This window comes from Halomonas sp. G15 (genome assembly GCF_021282295.1).
Lineage (GTDB): Bacteria > Pseudomonadota > Gammaproteobacteria > Pseudomonadales > Halomonadaceae > Halomonas > Halomonas alimentaria.
The window spans coordinates 15201-35314 of record NZ_JAJSPA010000034.1 but is presented as its reverse complement, the minus strand read 5'-3'; the positions used below and the strand labels follow the sequence as shown (position 1 = coordinate 35314).

Below are 20114 nucleotides of genomic sequence, written 5' to 3'. Positions count from 1 at the left end.
AAGGCAACGATCACGCGATGTCACGACAGGTCAGACCGGCGTGCTGAAAACCTGATGAACCCACCGGCTCACGAAGCCTAAGGGATGATAAGGACGGTGCGCGCGGATACTCATCGAGGCCAGAGGCGCCAGCAATCAGCGCCTCATTCACAGGCCGGATATATGGCAGCAACCTGTACCTGCATCGAGTAACGGAGCCTTGCAAGCCGGGAGGAGACCATATAGGGGTTCACAGCGCCCCCGCTCAGGCCTGTCGCCGAATGAGCCGCGACTCAGGGACTCCAACAGAATAGTCAGACGCCCCATGAAAAAAGGTTCATCGCAGACTGGCGTGAAAGCGAAGTGGTCTTAGGAGAAGGCAGGATAGAGAAACGGCGGTAAATCCAAGTAAGCTGATGTTCGCCAAAACGCCCAGCCTACGGACACCGCCGTTGCTATGGATGCTACCCCGCTCTGCCTGTTCTGGAAAGGTTTCACCGTCACCCACCACGAGTTCCTGGATCCTCAGACGCTGCGGCTCGAGCTGGAGCCCGATGACCGAATCCCGCCGGTCTGCAGTGGCTGCGATCATGCCTGCTTCCTGGTGCATGACGTGCATCGTCGGCGCGTCCGTGAGGCACCGCTGCTGATCTACCGAGTGGAGCTCGACGTCCCGGTACGCCGTCTGCGCTGCCCCGTCTGTGGCCCGACACGGGAGCGCATCGACTGGTTGCCGGGGCGCTCGCCGGTCACCACCACGTTGCGCCAGTGGGTGGAGCGCTTGGTCACGTTGCTGCCGATTCGGCATGTCGCCGACTTGGTCGGCTTGCACTGGCATACCGTCAAGGCCATCGACAAGCAGCGCCTGCAGCGCGACCTGCCGGCACCGGAGCCGACGCGGTTACGGCGCCTGATGATGGACGAGTTCGCCCTGCACAAGGGGCATCGCTACGCCACGGTGATCGCCTGCGCCGACACACAGCAAGTAGTGTGGGTTGGCGAAGGCCGCTCCCGTGAGGCGATCCGCCCGTTCTTCGAGTGGCTGGGCGAGGCGCGGGAGCAAATCGAGGCGGTCGCCATGGACATGAATTCGGCCTTCGATCTCGAAGTGAAGGACCAGTGCCCCAACGCCGAGGTGGTTTACGACCGCTTCCATGTGGTGGCCAAGTACGGCCGCGAGGTGATGGACCGGGTGCGCGTCGACCAAGCCAACCAGCTACGCGATGACAAGGCCGCTCGTAAGGTGATCAAGGGCAGCCGCTGGCTGCTGCTGCGCAATGCCGACAACCTCAAGCCCGAGCAGGCAGTGAAGCTGGAGGAGCTGCTGGCGGCCAACGCGTCACTGACCACGGCGTACCTGCTCAAAGACCAGCTGAAGACCCTGTGGTTTGCCGACGACGAGGCCACCGCCCGAAACGTCTGGCAGGAGTGGTACGACATGGCCACCAGCAGCGGCATTGAGGCCCTGGCGCGCTTTGCCAAGCGGTTGGCTCCCTATCTGGAGGGGATTCTGTCCAGTGCCCGGCACCGGCTAAATACCAGTGTGCTGGAGGGCATGAACAATCGAATCAAGGTCATCAAGCGGATGGCCTATGGGTACCGCGACACGGCGTATTTCTTCCTGAAGATCCGTGCCGCGTTTCCCGGCAAAGTGCGATGAACCTGAAAAAAACCGGCCCCTTGCGGGAGCCGGTTTTTCTTTACAGCGCTTGCCGTATCGCCGGAAGACCGGCCGAGGATCACTCCTCGGCGGCTTCCTCGTCCTCGACGACCGGACGGTCGACGAGCTCGACGAAGGCCATGGGGGCGTTGTCGCCGGTGCGGAAGCCGCACTTGAGGATACGGACGTAACCGCCCGGACGCTCGACGTAACGCGGACCCAGCTCATTGAAGAGCTTGCCGACCGCTTCCTTCGAGCGGGTGCGGCTGAAGGCCAGACGACGGTTGGCGACGCTGTCCTGCTTGGCCAGGGTGATCAGCGGCTCGATGACGCGACGCAGCTCCTTGGCCTTGGGCAGGGTTGTCTTGATGACCTCATGCTCGATCAGCGACACGCTCATGTTCTTGAACATGGCCTGGCGATGCGAGCTCGTACGATTGAGGTGACGACCACTCTTACGATGACGCATGGTTGTGATTCCTTACCAAACTGGGACTCGAGTCGGCGCTCACGCGGAGGCCTTGTCGTCCTTCAGGCTAGCCGGCGGCCAGTTCTCCAGCCGCATGCCCAGGGAAAGACCGCGTGCTGCCAGAACGTCCTTGATTTCATTCAGGGACTTCTTGCCGAGGTTCGGCGTCTTCAGCAGCTCCACCTCGGTGCGCTGGATCAGATCGCCGATGTAGTAGATATTCTCGGCCTTCAGGCAGTTGGCGCTGCGAACGGTCAACTCGAGATCGTCTACGGGGCGCAGCAGGATCGGATCGATATGATCCTCTTCCTCCTCCACTTCCTGTTCCTTGTCGGCTTCCAGGTCGACGAACGCGGCCAGCTGATCCTGCAGGATGGTCGCGCTGCGACGGATCGCCTCTTCGGGATCCAGGGTGCCGTCGGTTTCCAGATCGATGATCAGCTTGTCGAGGTCGGTGCGCTGTTCGACACGCGCGGCCTCGACGCTGTAGGAAACACGACGCACGGGGCTGAAGGTCGCATCCAGCTGCAGGCGGCCGATGGCGCGAGATTCGTCGTCGGCACCGACACGTGCATCCGCCGGCTCATAGCCGCGGCCACGCGCCACCTTGAGCTGCATCTTCAGCTCGGCACCCTCGTTGACGTGGGCGATGACGTGGTCGGGGTTGACGATCTCGACGTCATGGTCGAGGGCGATGTCGCCCGCAGTCACGACGGCCGGGCCCTGCTTGTTCAGCGAGAGCACCGCCTCGTCGCGGCTATGCATCTTGATCGCCACGTCCTTGAGGTTCAGGAGGATCTCGATGACATCTTCCTGGACGCCCTCGATCGCGCTGTACTCATGCTCGACGCCGCTGATCTCGGTCTCTACCACGGCACAGCCGGGCATGGACGAGAGCAGGATGCGACGCAGGGCGTTGCCCAGCGTGTGGCCGAAGCCACGCTCGAAGGGCTCGAGCACGATCTTCGCGTGGTGTGCGCTGATCTCTTCGACCTTGATGTCGCGCGGGCGAAGAAACTCTGTCACTGAACGCTGCATATGAACACCTTTCAGGCTGCCAAACGGATACTGGGTACTCTTGGCCTGCCCCCGTCAACGGAAGCAGGCACGGCGCTTGGCACCGCTTACTTGGAGTACAGCTCGACGATCAGGGCCTCGTTGATGTCGGCAGACAGGTCGCCGCGCTCGGGCAGCGCCTTGAAGGTGCCTTCCATCTTCTTGGCATCGACCTCGATCCAGGCCACGTCGCCGCGGTTGGCGGCCAGGGCCAGGGCGTTCTGGATGCGCGCCTGATTCTTCGCCTTCTCGCGAACGGAGACCACATCACCGGGCTTGACCTGGTAGGAAGCCACGTTGACGCTCTTGCCATTCACGGCGATGGCCTTGTGGCTGACCAGCTGCCGAGCTTCGGAGCGGGTCGAGCCGTAGCCCATGCGATAGACGACGTTGTCCAGTCGGGATTCGAGAAGCTGCAGCAACACCTCACCGGTCGCGCCCTTGAGACGGGCCGCTTCCTTGTAATAGTTGCGGAACTGCTTCTCGAGTACGCCATACATGCGGCGCACTTTCTGCTTCTCGCGAAGCTGCAAGCCGTATTCGGAAATACGCTGACGGCGCTGGCCGTGCACACCCGGGATCTGCTCGGATTTGCACTTCTTCTCGAAGGGAGTGACACCGCTCTTCAGGAAGAGGTCGGTCCCCTCACGACGAGACAGTTTGCACTTCGGTCCAATGTAACGAGCCATGAATCTGTCTCCTTAAACGCGGCGTTTCTTCGGCGGACGGCAGCCATTGTGGGGAATGGGCGTCGCGTCAATGATGCTCTGCACGCGGAAGCCGGCGGCGTTCAGAGCACGCACGGCGGATTCACGGCCAGGACCGGGGCCCTTGACCAGCACGTCGACGTTTTTCACACCATACTCGGCTGCAGCAGTCGCTGCACGCTCGCTTGCTACTTGAGCAGCGAACGGGGTGCTCTTGCGAGAACCACGAAAACCCGAACCACCGGCAGTTGCCCAGGAAAGGGCATTGCCCTGGCGGTCTGTGATCGTAATGATCGTGTTGTTAAAAGAGGCGTGGATATGCGCAACGGCATCCACTACCTGCTTTTTAACCTTCTTGCGATTGCTACGCGGGTTAGCCATGTTGATGATTCTTCCTGTCTTTACGCCAGAACGTGCGTGTTATTTGCGGATCGGCTTGCGCGGGCCCTTGCGGGTACGCGCATTGGTCTTGGTACGCTGACCACGCAGCGGAAGACCACGACGATGACGCAGACCACGGTAGCAACCCAGGTCCATGAGACGCTTGATATTCAGCGTCACATCACGACGAAGGTCACCCTCAACGGTGTACTTGCCAACCTCGGAACGCAGGGTGTCGATCTCTTCAGATGACAGTTCCTGGATCTTGGTGGTCGGCGCGATGCCGGACGCGGCACAGATGTCCTGTGCGCGGGTGCGGCCAATCCCGAAGATATAGGTCAGCGAGATCGCCGCATGCTTGTTGTCCGGGATATTGACGCCTGCAATACGGGCCATCAGCTTACTCCGAATATGTGAGCGGCTTGCTCGTTGGGTCTACTACAAAAGGCGCAACAGCATACCCCTTTACCCTGCAGAGGGCAAGGGGCATGCCGGCACCCGGTTCAGTGCAGTACCAGGTATCAGCCCTGGCGCTGCTTGTGCCGCGGCTCCGTGCAGATGACGCGGACGGCGCCATTGCGACGGATGATCTTGCAGTTGCGGCACATTTTCTTCACGGAAGCTCGAACTTTCATCGTTCCATCTCCAAAGTCGGCTAGCGAGGCGACCCCTGCGGGCCGCAACGCGCCAGTTCGACGGGCGGCGCCTCAGCGCATGATGCCGCCGCCGCCGTAGCCTTTCAGGTTGGACTTCTTCATCACCGACTCGTACTGATGCGACATGAGGTGCGACTGCACCTGCCCCATGAAGTCCATGATGACCACCACCACGATCAGCAGCGAGGTACCGCCGAAGAAGAACGGCACGTTCCAGGCCACGATCAGGAACTGGGGCATCAGGGAAACCGCAGTGATGTACAAGGCGCCAAACAGGGTCAGACGGGTCATGACCTTGTCGACGTAGCGAGCGGTCTGCTCACCAGGACGAATCCCCGGCAGGAAGGCACCCGACTTCTTGAGGTTGTCGGCCACATCCTTGGGATTGAAGACCAGCGCTGTGTAAAAGAAGCAGAAGAATACCACCGCCGCGGCAAAAAGCAAGATGTACAGCGGCTGTCCCGGGCCGAGGGCCTGGGACGCGCGCTGCAGCCAGTCGAGTCCGTCACCGGCACCCACCCACTGCCCCAGCGATGCCGGGAACAACAGGATACTGGAGGCGAAGATGGGCGGAATGACACCCGCCATGTTCACCTTCAGCGGCAGGTAACTGCTCTGGCCGGCGTACATCTTGTTGCCGACCTGACGACGCGGATAGTTCACGGTGATGCGGCGCTGGCCGCGCTCGATGAACACCACGAAGGCCACGGTGGCTACGCCCAGGGCCGTAAGGGCCAGCAGCGGCAGGACGTTCCACGCCCCTTCGTTGCGGGCCAGCTCGAAGGCCTGGCCGACGGCGCCGGGCAGGCCCGCCACGATACCGGCGAAGATCAGCAGCGAGATGCCGTTGCCGATTCCCTTCTCGGTGATCTGCTCGCCCAGCCACATCAGGAACACCGCACCGCCCACGAAGGTGACGATGGCGGTGAAATAGAAGCTGAAGTCGGCCGTATAGGCGATGCCCTGGCTGGCCAGTCCCACCGACATGCCGGTGGCCTGGACCAGGGCCAGGGCCACGGTACCGTAGCGGGTGTACTGGCTGATCTTGCGCCGCCCGGCCTCGCCTTCCTTCTTGAGCTGCTCAAGATGGGGCGAGACCGCGGTCAGCAGCTGCATGATGATCGACGCCGAGATGTAGGGCATGATGCCCAGGGCGAAGATACTCATGCGCTCCAGAGCGCCACCCGAGAACATGTTGAACATGCCGAGGATGGTGCCCTGCTGCTCCCTGAACAAGGCAGCGAGCTGGTCAGGATTCATACCGGGCACGGGGATGTGGGCACCGATGCGGTACACCACGATGGCGAGGAGCACGAAGCGCAGACGCGCCCACAGTTCACCCAGACCGCTGCCCATCGCCGGCATTTTTCCTGACTTCGCCATTTAGTCCTCTACCTTGCCACCGGCGGCTTCGATCGCGGCACGGGCACCCTGGGTGACCTTGAGGCCGCGGACGGTAACCGCCTTGTTCAGATCGCCGGAGAGGATCACCTTCGCATGCAGCGTGGCGTCCTTCAGCACGTTGGCCTGCTTGAGGGTCTCGAGGGTGACCTCGTCACCGGCCACCTTGGCCAGTTCTGCCAGGCGCACTTCCTCGGAGACCAGCGACTTCGCGGAAGTGAAGCCGAACTTCGGCAGACGCCGCTGCAGCGGCATCTGACCGCCCTCGAAGCCGGGCTTGACGCTGCCGCCGCTGCGTGACTTCTGGCCCTTGTGGCCACGGCCGCCGGTCTTGCCCAGACCGGAGCCGATGCCACGACCGACGCGCTTCTCGGCGTGCTTGGAGCCCGGTGCCGGGCTCAGGCTATTGAGTTTCATGGATTACTCTCCCTCAACGCGCACAAGGTAGTTCACCTTGTGGATCATGCCGCGCACGGCGGGGGTATCTTCCAGTTCAACCGTATGACCGATGCGACGCAGGCCGAGGCCCTGAATGGTGGCCTTGTGCTTGGCCAACACGCCGATGGTGCTGCGGGTCTGGGTAACCTTGATCGTTGCTGCCATGGTGCTCACCCCGTGATCGCTTCGACAGGCATACCGCGCTTGGCGGCAATGTCTTCCGGCGACTGCATGGCGGACAGGCCCCTGACGGTCGCCCGCACCACGTTCACCGGATTGGTGGAGCCGTAGCACTTGGCCAGTACGTCATGGACACCGGCCAGCTCCAGCACGGAGCGCATGGCGCCGCCGGCGATGATGCCGGTACCCTCGGAGGCGGGCTGCATGTACACCTTGGAGGCACCGTGACGGGCCTTGACCGGGTACTGCAGGGTGCCGCCGGAGAGGTGCACCTTGACCATGTTGCGACGCGCCTGGTCCATCGCCTTCTGGATCGCGACCGGCACTTCACGCGCCTTGCCGCGGCCGAAGCCGACACGACCCTTGCCGTCACCCACGACGGTCAGGGCGGTGAAACCGAAGATACGGCCACCCTTGACCACCTTGGCAACACGGTTGACCTGAACCAGTTTCTCCTGGAGGTCGCCGCTTTGCTGTTCGTTCTTCGCCATCGTAAAACCCTTTAGAATTCCAGGCCGCCTTCACGAGCGGCGTCGGCCAGGGCCTTGACGCGGCCGTGGTACTTGAAACCGGCGCGATCGAAGGCTACCTGGGTGATGCCCGCTTCCTTGGCGCGCTCGGCAATCAGCGCGCCAACCTTGGCGGCGGCGTCGGCGTTGCCGGTCGCACCCTCGCGCAGATCCTTGTCCAGCGTGGAAGCGCTGGCCAGGACCTTGCCACCATCCGGCGAGATGATCTGCGCGTAGATGTGACGCGGGGTACGGTTGACGCACAGGCGATACACGCCCAGCTCGCGGATCTTGGCGCGAGCGCGGCGGGCACGACGGAGACGAGATTCTTTCTTCGCGTTCATAACCCTGCCTTACTTCTTCTTGGCTTCTTTGCGACGCACCTGCTCGTCGGCGTACCTGACACCCTTGCCCTTGTAGGGCTCGGGCGGACGGAAGGCGCGGATTTCCGCGGCGACCTGACCGAGCGCCTGCTTGTCCGCGCTCTTCAGCACGATCTGGGTGTTCTTCGGCGTTTCCGCCGTGACACCCTCAGGCAGTGTGTACTCGACCGGGTGCGAGAAGCCCAGTGACAGATTGAGCGTCTGGCCCTTGGCCTGGGCACGATAACCGACGCCGATGATTTCGAGGGAACGAGTGAAGCCTTCGCTCACGCCGGTCACCAGGTTCTGAACCAGGGCACGGGTAGTACCGGCCATGGCCCAGCTCTTGGCAGACTCGCTGGGGGCGAAGGTCAGCTGACCCTCTTCCTGACCCACCACCACATCGCGGTGAATGGTCAGTGACAGTGTGCCCTGGCCGCCCTTGGCGGTCAGCTGGTCACCGTCGAGCTTGATCTCGACGCCAGCGGGCACTTTAACTGGATATTTGGCTACGCGGGACATTCCAAACTCCTAGAATACGGTGCAGATGACTTCGCCACCGACACCGGCCTTGCGAGCCGCGCGATCGGTCATCACCCCGTTGGAGGTGGTGACGATAGCGATACCCAGGCCATCGGCGACCTTCGGCAGCTCGTCCTTGCCCTTGTACTGGCGCAGGGACGGCTTGGAAACTCGCTGAATGTGCTCGATGACCGGCTTGCCCTCGAAGTACTTGAGGGTCACGGTCAGCTCGGGCTTGGCGCTTTCGGACACCACGAAGTCGTTGATGTAACCCTCTTCCTTCAATACGCGAGCCACCTCGACCTTGAGGCGGGAGGACGGCATGGTGACCGTCTCCTTGGTGGCCATCTGCGCATTGCGGATACGGGTGAACATATCCGCCAGAGTGTCTTGCATGCTCATTTACGTTGCGCTCCTGATTCTTGCGTGGCTTACCAGCTGGACTTCTTGAGCCCGGGGACATCGCCACGCATGGCGGCTTCACGCAGCTTGTTGCGGCCGAGGCCGAACTTGTTGTAGAAGCCGTGCGGACGGCCGGTGATGCGGCAGCGGTTACGCTGACGCACCGGGCTGGAGTCACGCGGCAGCTGCTGCAGCTTCAGCGTTGCCTCGAAGCGCTCTTCGTCGGAAGCGTTCACGTCCTGGATGATCGCCTTGAGCTGGCTGCGCTTGGCGGCGTACTTCTCCACCAGCTTGGTGCGCTTGAGCTCACGCTCTACCATGCTTTTCTTTGCCATGATCCCACCCCTTATTTCTTGAACGGGAAGTTCAGCGCGCTCAGCAGCGCACGACCTTCATCATCGGTGTTGGCGGTGGTGGTGATGGTGACATCCAGACCACGAATCCGGTCGATCTTATCATACTCGAGCTCCGGAAAGATGATCTGCTCACGCACCCCCATCGAGTAGTTGCCACGACCGTCGAAGGACTTCGGGTTGAGACCACGGAAGTCACGAACGCGGGGGATCGCGATATTCACCAGGCGATCGAGGAAGTCCCACATGCGCTCGGAGCGCAGGGTCACCTTGATCCCGATCGGCCAGCCTTCACGCACCTTGAAGCCCGCGATGGACTTGCGTGCCTTGGTCACCATCGGCTTCTGACCGGAAAGCTTCTCCAGGTCACCGATGGCATTGTCGATCAGCTTCTTGTCGCTGGTCGCTTCGCCGATGCCCATGTTCAGAGTCACCTTGGTGATCCGTGGCACCTGCATCACGTTGGCGTAGCTGAACTGCTCTTTGAGTTGAGCCACCACCTCGTTCTGATAACGTTCTTTCAAGTTCGCCATTTTGCTACCCGACTCGCGTTAGGCGTCGATCTGCGTCTGCGTCGACTTGTAGATACGTACCTTGGTACCGTCTTCCTGCACCTGGAAGCCGACGCGATCCGCCTTTCCGGTCTCCTGGTTGAAGATGGCCACGTTGGACGCGTGAATCGGAGCCTCGCGCTCGACGATACCGCCTTGATTACCCGCCATGGGGTTGGGCTTGGTGTGACGCTTGATCATGTTCACACCGGACACCACGAAGCGGTTTTCGAGAACCCGCTTCACCGTGCCACGCTTGCCCTTGTCCTTGCCGGCGATGACGATCACTTCATCGTCACGTTTGATCTTTTGCATAACCGCCTCGCTCCTTACAGCACTTCAGGCGCCAAGGAAATGATCTTCATGAACTTCTCGTTGCGAAGCTCACGGGTCACTGGCCCGAAGATACGGGTGCCGATCGGCTGATCGTTGGTGTTGTTCAACAGAACAGCCGCATTTCCGTCGAAGCGGATCAGCGAGCCGTCGGAACGACGGACACCGCTGCGGGTACGTACCACCACCGCCTTGAGGACCTGGCCCTTCTTGACCTTGCCGCGCGGGATGGCTTCCTTCACCGTGACCTTGATGATGTCACCAACATGGGCGTAGCGACGGTGTGAACCGCCCAGCACCTTGATGCACTGCACCCGGCGCGCCCCGCTGTTGTCGGCGACATCCAGCATTGTCTGAGTCTGAATCATCGGTTTTCTCCAAACCTAATCTGACAGCAGGTGTGGGACTTAGCCCTTGGCCTGCTCGACCACCTCGACCAGCGTCCAGGACTTGGTCTTGGACAGCGGACGGCACTCCTGGATGGAGACCGTATCACCGGCCTTCGCCTGGTTAGCCTCGTCATGGGCGTGCAGCTTGGTGGAGCGCTTTACGTACTTGCCGTAGATCGGATGACGCACACGGCGCTCGATCATCACGACGATGGACTTGTCCATCTTGTCGCTCACCACCTTGCCGGTGAGCGTACGGGTTTTCTTCTCTTCGGCCATCTCAGTCACCTGCCTTCTCGTTGAGCACAGTCTTCACCCGGGCGATGTCCCGACGAACCTGCTTGAGCAAGTGCGTCTGGCTGAGCTGGCCGGTGGCCTTCTGCATGCGCAGGTTGAACTGCTCGCGGAGGAGTTCGAGGAGCTGATTGTTCAGCTCGTCGACTGACTTTTCACGGATTTCCTGGGCTTTCATCACATCACCGTCCGTTTCACAAAGGTGGTGGAGACCGGGAACTTCTGCGCCGCCAGGCCGAAGGCCTCGCGGGCGAGCTCCTCGGACACGCCTTCGATCTCGTAGAGGATCCGGCCGGGCTGGATCTGTGCGACCCAGTACTCGACGGAGCCCTTCCCCTTACCCATACGGACTTCGAGGGGCTTCTTGGAGATCGGCTTGTCCGGGAACACCCGGATCCAGATCTTGCCGCCACGCTTGACGTGACGGGTGATCGCACGACGACCGGCCTCGATCTGACGGGCGGTGATGCGGCCACGGCCTGTGGCCTTGAGGCCATATTCGCCGAAGCTGACCTTGCTTCCGCGATGCGCCAGGCCACGGTTGCGGCCCTTCTGCATCTTGCGGAACTTCATACGCTTGGGTTGTAACATCGACTCGCTCTCCCCTTACCTGGAACCTTTCTTCTTGGAGGGCGCTGCCTGCGGCTGTTTAGCCTTGGCGCGGACCTCCTCGATGCCCCCGAGGATTTCACCCTTGAAGACCCACACCTTGACACCGATGATGCCGTAGGTGGTCTTGGCCTCGTAGGTGGCGTAGTCGATGTCCGCACGCAGCGTGTGCAGCGGAACACGACCTTCCCGATACCACTCGGTGCGGGCGATTTCCGCGCCGCCGAGACGACCGGAGAGCATCACCTTGATGCCGCCGGCGCCCAGGCGCATGGCGTTCTGCACGGAACGCTTCATGGCACGACGGAACATCACGCGGCGCTCGAGCTGGCCAGCGATGTTCTGGGCCACGAGCATGGCGTCCAGCTCGGGCTTGCGAACTTCCTCGATGTTGACGTGCACGGGCACGCCCATCATCGCGGTGACCTCGCGACGCAGCCGGTCAACGTCCTCGCCCTTCTTGCCGATCACGATGCCCGGACGGGCGGTGTGAATGGTAATACGGGCGTTGTTGGCCGGACGCTCGATGGTGATGCGGCTTACGGAAGCGTTCTTCAGACGCTCTTCCAGGAAGCGGCGCACCTCGAGGTCGCTGTTGAGCTTGTCGGCATAGGCGCCGCGCTCGGCGTACCACACCGAGGTATGGTCCTTGACGATACCCAGGCGGATGCCTGTTGGATTGACTTTCTGACCCATCTGGTCGACTCCTACTTCTCGGCTACCTTGACGGTGATGTGGCAGGTGCGCTTCAAGATACGATCCGCGCGCCCCTTGGCACGCGGCTTGATACGCTTGAGCGTCATGCCCTCATCGACGCAGATGGTCGAGACACGCAGCTCGTCGATATCCATGCCGTTATTTTCTTCCGCATTCGCGATGGCGGACTGCAGCACCTTCTTGACCAGCTTGGCAGCCTTCTTCGGTGAGAAGGTCAGCAGGTCCAGTGCCTCGGCGACCGGTTTACCGCGCACCTGGTCAGCCACCAAACGGGCCTTCTGGGCGGATAAACGAGCGCCACGCAGCTTAGCTGTGACTTCCATCTCTCAATCCTCTCTGGCTTACCGTTTGGCTTTCTTGTCCGCCGCATGACCGCGATAAAGGCGGGTAGCAGCGAATTCGCCCAGCTTGTGGCCAACCATTTCCTCGGAGACGTGCACCGGGACGTGCTGGCGACCGTTATGGACCGCAATGGTGAGCCCGACCATGTTGGGCAGGATCATGGAGCGACGCGACCAGGTCTTGATCGGTTTGCGGTCGCTCTTCTCCACTGCAGCCTCAACCTTCTTCAACAGATGAAGGTCAATAAAGGGACCTTTCTTCAGTGAACGTGGCACAGCCGTTACCTCTTAAAGTGTGTTACTTGGCCTTGCGGCGACGAACGATCAGCTTGTCGGTGCGCTTGTTCTTGCGGGTCTTGTGGCCCTTGGTGGGGATACCCCACGGAGACACCGGGTGACGACCACCGCTGGTGCGGCCTTCACCGCCACCGTGCGGGTGATCCACCGGGTTCATGGCCACGCCGCGAACGGTCGGACGCACACCTTTCCAGCGCTTCGCACCGGCCTTGCCAAGCTGACGCAGGCTGTGCTCTGAATTGCCCACTTCCCCCAGGGTCGCGCGGCACTCGCTGAGCACCTTGCGCATCTCGCCGGAGCGCAGGCGCAGGGTAGCGTAGTTGCCTTCACGGGCGACCAGCTGGGCGCTGGTACCGGCGCTGCGAGCGATCTGGGCGCCCTTGCCGGGCTTGAGCTCGATGCAGTGCACGGTGGAACCCAGCGGGATGTTACGCAGCGGAAGCGCATTGCCCTTCTTGATCGCCGCGTTGACGCCGGACTCAAGACGGTCGCCTACACTCACGCCCTTGGGGGCAATGATGTAGCGGCGCTCGCCGTCCAGGTACTTGAGCAGCGCGATGTTGGCGCTGCGGTTCGGATCGTACTCAAGACGCTCGACGATGGCCGGAACGCCATCCTTGGTGCGCTTGAAGTCGATGATCCGGTAGTGCTGACGGTGACCACCGCCCACGTGGCGGGTGGTGATGCGACCGTTGTTGTTACGTCCACCGCTGCGCGACTGCTTCTCGAGCAGGGGTGCATAGGGAGCACCCTTGTGCAGCTCGTCGTTCACGACCTTGACAAGGTGGCGACGACCGGCGGATGTGGGTTTGGTCTTGACGATTGCCATTATCCGTACTCCTGCCCTTATTCGGCGCCAGAGAAGTCTTCAAGGGTCTCGCCGGCGGCCAGCGTAACGTAGGCCTTGCGATACCCCTTGCGGTGACCCAGACCCTGCGCGGTGCGCTTGGTCTTGCCCTTGACGTTCAACGCCTGAACGCGGTCGACCTTCTTGCCGAACAGGGCCTCGACGGCCTTCTTGATCTCGGGCTTGGTCGCGTCGCCGGCCACCTTGAACACGTACTGGTTGCGTTCGGCAGCCATGGCGGCCTTTTCGGTCACGTGCGGACCGAGCAGCACCTTGAATACACGCTCCTGGTTCATGCCAGCTTCTCCTCGAATTTACGCAGGGCGGAGACGGTGGCCAGCACCTTGTCGAAGGCGACCAGGCTCACCGGATCGGCGGCGGCCACATCGACCACATCCACGTTGGGGATGTTGCGGGCGGCCAGGTAGAGCTTCTCGTCGACTTCCTCGGTGACGATCAGCACCTTCTCCAGGCCCAGCTCGTTGAGCTTGGCGACCAGCTGCTTGGTCTTGGGAGCGTCGACGGTGATCTCCTCGACGGCCACCAGACGATCCTGACGCACCAGCTCGGAGAGGATGGAGCGCATCGCCGCACGGTACATCTTGCGGTTGACCTTCTGGGTGTAGTCCTGGGGACGAGCCGCAAAGGTCACGCCGCCGCTGCGCCACAGCGGAGAGCGGATGGTGCCGGCGCGAGCGCGACCGGTGCCCTTCTGACGCCACGGCTTCTTGCCGCCGCCACGCACGTCGGAACGGTTCTTCTGAGCGCGAGTACCCTGACGACCACCGGCCAGATAGGCGGTGACGACCTGGTGGACGAGCGCTTCATTGAATTCTTTGCCAAAGGTGGCGTCGGACACATCGACGGTGCCGGCGCCGGCAGCAAGATTCAGATTCATCGGTAAGTTCCCCTTCAGCCAGCTTTCACGGCGCTGCGCACGATGACGTCACTGCCAGTGGCACCGGGCACGGCGCCCTTGACCAGCAGCAGGTTACGTTCGGCATCGACGCGGACGACTTCGAGACTCTGGACGGTGCAACGCACGTTGCCCATCTGGCCGGCCATCTTCTTGCCCTTGAACACTCGTCCAGGGGTCTGGCACATGCCGATGGAACCCGGCGCGCGGTGCGACAGGGAGTTACCGTGGCTGTTGTCCTGGGTGCGGAAGTTCCAGCGCTTGACTGCGCCCTGGAAGCCCTTGCCCTTGGAGCTGCCGGTCACATCGATAATCTGACCAGCTTCGAAGAGGGATACGGTGAGTTCGCCGCCCACTTCCGGAGCCTCGTCACCTTCTGCAAGGCGGAACTCCATCAGCGAACGACCGGCCTCGATACCTGCCTTGGCGAACTGCCCAGCCTGGGCCTTCGACAGGTGCTTGGCCTTGCGGGAGCCGGTTGTGACCTGAACCGCTGCGTAGCCGTCGCTCTCGACGGACTTGACGCGAGTGACGCGGTTAGGCTCAACCTCGATCACGGTCACGGGCACGGAGGCGCCATCTTCGGTGAAGACACGGGTCATCCCGGCCTTCTTGCCGACTAAACCGATAGTCATTCTCAGTCTCCTATAGTGTACGGGGCTATCACCCGCTATGGCTGCCCTTTCCAGAGCATTCCACTAGCACGTTGTGTAGCGCCTCACGGCGCGGCGGCTGCTGCTCGAACGGATTGCCGAGCGCTGGGCCGCGTGTCTAGTGTAAAAATCAGTCGAGCTTGATCTGCACGTCCACGCCGGCGGCGAGATCGAGCTTCATCAGGGCATCGACGGTCTTCTCCGTCGGCTCGACGATATCGAGCACGCGCTTGTGCGTGCGGATCTCGTACTGGTCGCGCGCGTCCTTGTTGACGTGCGGCGAGATCAGCACGGTGTAGCGCTCGCGGTTGGTCGGCAGAGGAATCGGACCACGAACCTGGGCGCCGGTACGCTTGGCGGTTTCGACAATCTCCGCGGCGGACTGGTCGATCAGGCGATGGTCGAAGGCCTTCAACCGAATGCGAATCTTCTGGTTCTGCATTTGCCCTAACTCCAATGGATTCTGACGGCGCGAGCCGTCAACCCACGCATTCAAAGGATGCGCATTATAGGCACGCCGGCGACGAGAGTCAAACACTCGTTACCGGTGCGCAGAAGGGGGCTCCTCACGGAGCCCCCTTCGATCGTTCAAGCAGCGAAACGCTTACTCGATGATCTTGGCCACGACGCCGGCGCCGACGGTGCGGCCACCTTCACGGATGGCGAAGCGCAGGCCGTCATCCATGGCGATCGGGGCGATCAGGGTGACAACCATCTTGACGTTGTCGCCCGGCATGACCATCTCGACGCCTTCCGGCAGTTCACAGGTACCGGTGATGTCGGTGGTACGGAAGTAGAACTGCGGACGGTAGCCCTTGAAGAACGGAGTGTGACGACCACCCTCGTCCTTGCTCAGCACGTACACCTCGGCCTCGAACTTGGTGTGCGGGGTGATGGTGCCCGGCTTGGCCAGGACCTGACCACGCTCGACGTCGTCACGCTTGGTGCCACGCAGCAGGGCGCCGACGTTCTCACCGGCACGACCTTCGTCGAGCAGCTTGCGGAACATCTCGACGCCGGTGACGACGGTCTTGACGGTGTCCTTGATACCGACGATCTCGACTTCCTCGCCAGCCTTGACGATGCCGCGCTCGACACGACCGGTAACCACGGTGCCGCGACCGGAGATGGAGAACACGTCCTCGATCGGCATCAGGAACGGCTGATCGATGGCACGCTCCGGCTCCGGGATGTAGTCGTCCAGGGCCTTGATCAGGTTGGCAACGGCGGTGGTACCCATGCCGTTGTCGTCCTTGCCTTCCAGGGCCATCAGGGCGGAACCGGTGATGATCGGGGTGTCGTCACCCGGGAAGTCGTACTCGTCGAGGAGCTCACGAACTTCCATCTCGACCAGCTCGAGCAGCTCTTCGTCGTCGACCATGTCGGCCTTGTTCAGGAACACGACGATGTACGGCACGCCGACCTGACGCGACAGCAGGATGTGCTCGCGGGTCTGCGGCATGGGGCCGTCGGCGGCGGACACGACCAGGATAGCGCCGTCCATCTGGGCAGCACCGGTGATCATGTTCTTGACGTAGTCGGCGTGTCCCGGGCAGTCGACGTGGGCGTAGTGACGCGCCTCGGACTGGTACTCCACGTGGGAGGTGGCGATGGTGATACCACGCTCACGCTCTTCAGGAGCGTTGTCGATGGCGTCGAACTCGCTCCAGTCGCCACCGAACACCTCGGCGGAGACGCGGGTCAGGGCCGCAGTCAGAGTGGTCTTGCCGTGGTCGACGTGACCGATGGTGCCGACGTTGACGTGCGGTTTGGAACGCTCAAATTTTTCCTTAGCCACTGCTATAACCTCTTTACGTTAGCTAACGGTTAACCGTTTTGGTTGATGACGGCTTCAACGACGCTGGACGGCGCCTCTTCGTAATCCGCAAACTCCATGACGTAGCTTGCGCGTCCCTGGGTCTGAGAACGCAGATCGGTCGCGTAACCGAACATCTCAGCCAACGGAACCCTGGCGCGGATGATCTTGCCCATGGACGAGTCATCCATGCCTGATACCAGACCGCGACGGCGGTTCAGGTCGCCCATGACATCACCCATGAAGTCCTCGGGGGTCACGACCTCGACCTTCATCACCGGCTCGAGCAGTACCGCCTTGGCCTTCTTGGCGCCTTCCTTGACCGCCATGGAAGAAGCGACCTTGAACGCGGTCTCGTTGGAGTCCACGTCGTGGTAGGAACCATCGTACAGCGTAACCTTGACGTCGATCATCGGGTAGCCCGCGATGACACCGTTCTGCAGCTGCTCGTAGGCCCCTTTCTCGACGGCCGGCACGTATTCCTTGGGAACCACGCCGCCGACGATCTCTGAAGCGAATTTGAAGTGCATGTCTTCATCTTCGCCCTTGTCTTCCGCGGTGAGCGGTTCGATGCGCAGGTGGACGTGGCCGTACTGGCCGCGACCGCCGGACTGGCGCACGAACTTGCCTTCCTGCTCCACCGTGCCGCGAATGGTCTCGCGGTAGGCCACCTGCGGCTTGCCGATGTTGGCCTCGACCTTGAACTCGCGACGCATGCGGTCGACGAGGATATCGAGGTGCAACTCGCCCATGCCGGAGATGATCGTCTGACCGGTCTCCTCGTCGGTGCGCACCTGGAAGGAGGGGTCTTCCTGGGCCAGCTTGCCCAGTGCAACACCCATCTTCTCCTGGTCGGCCTTGGACTTCGGCTCGACAGCCACGGAGATGACCGGATCCGGGAACTCCATGCGCTCGAGGACGATCTTGTCGTTCAGGTCGCACAGGGTGTCACCGGTGGTGACGTCCTTGAGGCCGATACAGGCGGCGATATCGCCGGCGCGCACTTCCTTGATCTCCTCGCGGGAGTTGGCGTGCATCTGGACGATACGACCCACACGCTCCTTCTTCTGCTTGACGGAGTTGTAGACGCTGTCGCCGGAGTTGAGCACGCCGGAGTAGACGCGGATGAAGGTCAGGGTGCCGACGAAGGGGTCGGTGGCGATCTTGAACGCCAGGGCAGCGAAGGGAGCGCTGTCGTCCGCCTCGCGGGTCTCGACGGTGCCGTCCTTGTCGTCCAGCTCACCCTCGATGGCCTTGACCTCGGTGGGCGACGGCAGGTACTCGACCACGGCGTCCAGCACGGCCTGCACGCCCTTGTTCTTGAACGCGGAGCCACAGGTGACCAGTACGATCTCGTTGTCGAGGGTACGACGACGCAGACCGGCCTTGATCTCTTCCTTGGTGAGCTCACCGCCCTCGAGGTACTTGTCCATCAGCTCTTCGGAGGCTTCGGCGGCGGCCTCGACCATCTCCTCGCGGTACTTCTCCGCGGTCTCCTGGAGCTCGGCGGGGATATCGACCAGGTCATAGGTGGCGCCGAGGTCGGCCTCGTTCCACAGGATGGCCTTCATCTCGATCAGGTCGATGACGCCCTTGAAGTCTTCCTCGGTGCCCCAGTTGATCTGGATCGGCACGGCGTTGGCACCCAGGCGATCCTTGAGCTGGTCGACGACCATGAAGAAGTCGGCACCGGTGCGGTCCATCTTGTTGACGAACACCATGCGCGGGACTTCGTACTTGTTGGCCTGACGCCAGACGGTCTCGGTCTGCGGCTGCACACCGGAAGAGCCGCACAGCACGACTACTGCACCGTCGAGCACGCGCAGCGAGCGCTCCACCTCGATGGTGAAGTCGACGTGTCCAGGGGTGTCGATGATGTTGACGCGGTGCTCATCGAACTGGTGGTTCATGCCCTTCCAGAAGGTGGTCACGGCAGCGGAGGTGATGGTGATACCACGCTCCTGCTCCTGCTCCATCCAGTCGGTGGTGGAGGCACCTTCGTGGGTCTCGCCCAGCTTGTGGTTGATACCGGTGTAGAACAGCACGCGCTCGGTCGTGGTGGTCTTGCCGGCATCGACGTGGGCGACGATCCCGATATTGCGATAGCGTTTTAGCGGAGTTTTGCGAGCCACGGTGGAACTCCCCGTTGGTTGGCGATGCGTTTGGAAGCGCTGATCAGAACCGGTAGTGAGAGAAGGCCTTGTTGGCTTCTGCCATACGGTGCACGTCTTCACGCTTCTTGACCGCAGAACCCTTGCCCTCGGCGGCGTCGAGCATCTCGCCGGCGAGACGCAGCACCATGGTCTTCTCACCACGGCGACGTGCGGCATCGGCCAGCCAACGCATGGCCAGCGCCTGACGGCGCGACGGACGCACCTCGACCGGCACCTGATAGGTCGCACCGCCAACGCGGCGAGACTTCACCTCGACCATGGGCTGGATGCTTTCCAGCGCCTTGTCGAAGATCTCCAGCGGCTCTTCGTTACTGCGCTCGGCAACCCTGTCCAGCGCACCATAGACGATGCGCTCAGCTACGGACTTCTTGCCGCCGATCATCAGGTGGTTCATGAACTTCGCCAGGCGCTCGCTTCCGAACTTGGGATCCGGCAGGATCTCGCGCTTGGCCGCAACTCTTCTTCTAGGCATGATAAGCCCTCTGTTGAAGGGTCCTTCAGGTAAACCCGGGACTCCCGCACACTCCTCTCGAAGCCGCGACGCCCGACCTTACTCTTATCAGACCGGTATCAATTGGTGGTGTAATCGCGATCCGGGCCGATCAGGCCTTGGGACGCTTGGCACCGTACTTGGAACGGCCCTGCTTACGGTTCTGCACGCCGGAGGTGTCCAGGGCGCCACGCACGGTGTGATAACGCACACCGGGAAGGTCCTTGACTCGACCGCCGCGGATCAGCACCACGGAGTGCTCCTGGAGGTTGTGACCCTCACCACCGATGTACGAGGAGACCTCGTAGCCGTTGGTCAGACGAACACGGCACACCTTACGCAGTGCGGAGTTCGGCTTCTTCGGGGTGGTCGTGTAGACGCGGGTGCAGACGCCGCGCTTCTGAGGGCAGGCCTGCAGCGCCGGCACGTCACTCTTGGTGACGGGGCGCTTGCGCGGCTTGCGCACCAGCTGATTGATCGTTGCCATCTATTGCTCCAATGGGTTGCCTTGGCGGAAGCGAGGTAGCCGCTCGCTTTCCTGTACTGCGCTGCCTCATCAGCGGGTGCGGGCGCACCCGCCCCACTGTTAAAGGCTGCGCATTCTACTGGCTG

Annotated in this window: 33 protein-coding genes; 1 reads left to right on the top strand and 32 read right to left on the bottom strand. The window is 62.0% G+C overall.

Annotated elements, in window-relative coordinates:
* Positions 1-436: 436 nt before the first annotated feature.
* Complete coding sequence (locus LWH48_RS14265) at positions 437-1639, top strand: ISL3 family transposase (protein ID WP_232913071.1); 1203 nt, start codon at positions 437-439, stop codon at positions 1637-1639.
* A gap of 79 nt (positions 1640-1718) precedes the next feature.
* Here the strand turns inward: LWH48_RS14265 and rplQ are convergent, their stop codons facing one another.
* The 32 genes from rplQ to rpsL all read right to left on the bottom strand — a co-directional run bounded on the left by rplQ (position 1719) and on the right by rpsL (position 19989).
* Complete coding sequence (gene rplQ / locus LWH48_RS14260) at positions 1719-2108, bottom strand: 50S ribosomal protein L17 (RefSeq protein WP_161430193.1); 390 nt, start codon at positions 2106-2108, stop codon at positions 1719-1721.
* Between the two features lie 39 nt (positions 2109-2147).
* The gene (locus LWH48_RS14255; protein ID WP_161430192.1) at positions 2148-3146 is read right to left on the bottom strand and encodes a DNA-directed RNA polymerase subunit alpha; all 999 of its coding nucleotides are present in this window, start codon (positions 3144-3146) and stop codon (positions 2148-2150) included.
* A gap of 86 nt (positions 3147-3232) precedes the next feature.
* On the bottom strand, positions 3233-3853 hold the full coding sequence (gene rpsD / locus LWH48_RS14250; RefSeq protein WP_161430191.1) for a 30S ribosomal protein S4: 621 nt from the start codon (positions 3851-3853) through the stop codon (positions 3233-3235).
* 12 nt (positions 3854-3865) lie between these two features.
* Positions 3866-4252 (bottom strand): 30S ribosomal protein S11, encoded by a 387-nt coding sequence (gene rpsK, locus LWH48_RS14245; RefSeq protein ID WP_132044117.1) that lies wholly within the window; start codon positions 4250-4252, stop codon positions 3866-3868.
* 39 nt (positions 4253-4291) lie between these two features.
* A complete protein-coding gene (gene rpsM, locus LWH48_RS14240; RefSeq protein WP_161430190.1) occupies positions 4292-4648 on the bottom strand; it encodes a 30S ribosomal protein S13 in 357 nt (118 codons plus the stop codon).
* A 125-nt stretch (positions 4649-4773) separates the two neighbouring features.
* Positions 4774-4887: a 50S ribosomal protein L36 gene (rpmJ, locus tag LWH48_RS14235; protein WP_031384759.1), complete on the bottom strand. Its 114-nt coding sequence runs from the start codon at positions 4885-4887 to the stop codon at positions 4774-4776.
* Positions 4888-4959: 72 nt separating this feature from the next.
* Positions 4960-6291, bottom strand: a complete 1332-nt coding sequence (secY, locus tag LWH48_RS14230) for a preprotein translocase subunit SecY (protein ID WP_132044113.1) — start codon at positions 6289-6291, stop codon at positions 4960-4962.
* Positions 6292-6726: a 50S ribosomal protein L15 gene (gene rplO / locus LWH48_RS14225; protein WP_161430189.1), complete on the bottom strand. Its 435-nt coding sequence runs from the start codon at positions 6724-6726 to the stop codon at positions 6292-6294.
* A gap of 3 nt (positions 6727-6729) precedes the next feature.
* Positions 6730-6912 (bottom strand): 50S ribosomal protein L30, encoded by a 183-nt coding sequence (rpmD, locus tag LWH48_RS14220; RefSeq protein ID WP_132044109.1) that lies wholly within the window; start codon positions 6910-6912, stop codon positions 6730-6732.
* A gap of 5 nt (positions 6913-6917) precedes the next feature.
* On the bottom strand, positions 6918-7418 hold the full coding sequence (rpsE, locus tag LWH48_RS14215; RefSeq protein ID WP_161430188.1) for a 30S ribosomal protein S5: 501 nt from the start codon (positions 7416-7418) through the stop codon (positions 6918-6920).
* A gap of 11 nt (positions 7419-7429) precedes the next feature.
* Positions 7430-7780, bottom strand: a complete 351-nt coding sequence (rplR, locus tag LWH48_RS14210; RefSeq protein ID WP_161430187.1) for a 50S ribosomal protein L18 — start codon at positions 7778-7780, stop codon at positions 7430-7432.
* A 9-nt stretch (positions 7781-7789) separates the two neighbouring features.
* Positions 7790-8320 (bottom strand): 50S ribosomal protein L6, encoded by a 531-nt coding sequence (gene rplF / locus LWH48_RS14205; protein WP_161430186.1) that lies wholly within the window; start codon positions 8318-8320, stop codon positions 7790-7792.
* Between the two features lie 9 nt (positions 8321-8329).
* Positions 8330-8722 (bottom strand): 30S ribosomal protein S8, encoded by a 393-nt coding sequence (gene rpsH, locus LWH48_RS14200; RefSeq protein ID WP_161430185.1) that lies wholly within the window; start codon positions 8720-8722, stop codon positions 8330-8332.
* Positions 8723-8751: 29 nt separating this feature from the next.
* On the bottom strand, positions 8752-9057 hold the full coding sequence (gene rpsN, locus LWH48_RS14195) for a 30S ribosomal protein S14 (protein WP_161430184.1): 306 nt from the start codon (positions 9055-9057) through the stop codon (positions 8752-8754).
* Positions 9058-9068: 11 nt separating this feature from the next.
* A complete protein-coding gene (rplE, locus tag LWH48_RS14190; RefSeq protein ID WP_161430183.1) occupies positions 9069-9608 on the bottom strand; it encodes a 50S ribosomal protein L5 in 540 nt (179 codons plus the stop codon).
* Positions 9609-9626: 18 nt separating this feature from the next.
* Positions 9627-9941, bottom strand: coding sequence for a 50S ribosomal protein L24 (rplX, locus tag LWH48_RS14185; protein WP_161430182.1), 315 nt, complete (start codon positions 9939-9941; stop codon positions 9627-9629).
* A 14-nt stretch (positions 9942-9955) separates the two neighbouring features.
* Entirely contained in the window at positions 9956-10327 is a 372-nt protein-coding gene (gene rplN / locus LWH48_RS14180; protein WP_027962358.1) for a 50S ribosomal protein L14, read from the bottom strand.
* A gap of 39 nt (positions 10328-10366) precedes the next feature.
* Complete coding sequence (gene rpsQ, locus LWH48_RS14175) at positions 10367-10627, bottom strand: 30S ribosomal protein S17 (RefSeq protein ID WP_023007543.1); 261 nt, start codon at positions 10625-10627, stop codon at positions 10367-10369.
* Position 10628: 1 nt separating this feature from the next.
* A complete protein-coding gene (gene rpmC, locus LWH48_RS14170; RefSeq protein WP_161430181.1) occupies positions 10629-10820 on the bottom strand; it encodes a 50S ribosomal protein L29 in 192 nt (63 codons plus the stop codon).
* On the bottom strand, positions 10820-11233 hold the full coding sequence (gene rplP, locus LWH48_RS14165; protein WP_023007545.1) for a 50S ribosomal protein L16: 414 nt from the start codon (positions 11231-11233) through the stop codon (positions 10820-10822). The genes rpmC and rplP overlap by 1 nt, the downstream gene beginning before the upstream one ends.
* 15 nt (positions 11234-11248) lie before the next feature.
* The gene (rpsC, locus tag LWH48_RS14160) at positions 11249-11947 is read right to left on the bottom strand and encodes a 30S ribosomal protein S3 (protein ID WP_161430180.1); all 699 of its coding nucleotides are present in this window, start codon (positions 11945-11947) and stop codon (positions 11249-11251) included.
* 11 nt (positions 11948-11958) lie between these two features.
* Positions 11959-12291, bottom strand: a complete 333-nt coding sequence (gene rplV, locus LWH48_RS14155) for a 50S ribosomal protein L22 (protein ID WP_010626471.1) — start codon at positions 12289-12291, stop codon at positions 11959-11961.
* Between the two features lie 18 nt (positions 12292-12309).
* Positions 12310-12585 carry a 30S ribosomal protein S19 gene (rpsS, locus tag LWH48_RS14150; RefSeq protein ID WP_084286553.1) on the bottom strand — a complete coding sequence of 92 codons (276 nt, stop codon included), beginning with the start codon at positions 12583-12585 and terminating at the stop codon, positions 12310-12312.
* Positions 12586-12607: 22 nt separating this feature from the next.
* Positions 12608-13435: a 50S ribosomal protein L2 gene (gene rplB / locus LWH48_RS14145; RefSeq protein ID WP_232913070.1), complete on the bottom strand. Its 828-nt coding sequence runs from the start codon at positions 13433-13435 to the stop codon at positions 12608-12610.
* Between the two features lie 17 nt (positions 13436-13452).
* Positions 13453-13749 carry a 50S ribosomal protein L23 gene (gene rplW, locus LWH48_RS14140; protein ID WP_027962352.1) on the bottom strand — a complete coding sequence of 99 codons (297 nt, stop codon included), beginning with the start codon at positions 13747-13749 and terminating at the stop codon, positions 13453-13455.
* Positions 13746-14351 carry a 50S ribosomal protein L4 gene (gene rplD, locus LWH48_RS14135; protein WP_232913069.1) on the bottom strand — a complete coding sequence of 202 codons (606 nt, stop codon included), beginning with the start codon at positions 14349-14351 and terminating at the stop codon, positions 13746-13748. Before rplD ends, rplW begins: the two co-directional genes overlap by 4 nt.
* 14 nt (positions 14352-14365) lie before the next feature.
* Positions 14366-15004: a 50S ribosomal protein L3 gene (gene rplC, locus LWH48_RS14130; RefSeq protein WP_232913068.1), complete on the bottom strand. Its 639-nt coding sequence runs from the start codon at positions 15002-15004 to the stop codon at positions 14366-14368.
* Between the two features lie 148 nt (positions 15005-15152).
* Positions 15153-15464: a 30S ribosomal protein S10 gene (gene rpsJ, locus LWH48_RS14125; protein ID WP_021819602.1), complete on the bottom strand. Its 312-nt coding sequence runs from the start codon at positions 15462-15464 to the stop codon at positions 15153-15155.
* Positions 15465-15626: 162 nt separating this feature from the next.
* On the bottom strand, positions 15627-16820 hold the full coding sequence (gene tuf / locus LWH48_RS14120) for an elongation factor Tu (RefSeq protein ID WP_232913067.1): 1194 nt from the start codon (positions 16818-16820) through the stop codon (positions 15627-15629).
* Positions 16821-16849: 29 nt separating this feature from the next.
* Complete coding sequence (gene fusA, locus LWH48_RS14115; RefSeq protein ID WP_232913066.1) at positions 16850-18970, bottom strand: elongation factor G; 2121 nt, start codon at positions 18968-18970, stop codon at positions 16850-16852.
* A gap of 43 nt (positions 18971-19013) precedes the next feature.
* Complete coding sequence (gene rpsG, locus LWH48_RS14110) at positions 19014-19484, bottom strand: 30S ribosomal protein S7 (RefSeq protein WP_161430174.1); 471 nt, start codon at positions 19482-19484, stop codon at positions 19014-19016.
* Between the two features lie 130 nt (positions 19485-19614).
* Positions 19615-19989 (bottom strand): 30S ribosomal protein S12, encoded by a 375-nt coding sequence (gene rpsL, locus LWH48_RS14105; protein WP_161430173.1) that lies wholly within the window; start codon positions 19987-19989, stop codon positions 19615-19617.
* Positions 19990-20114 lie beyond the last annotated feature (125 nt).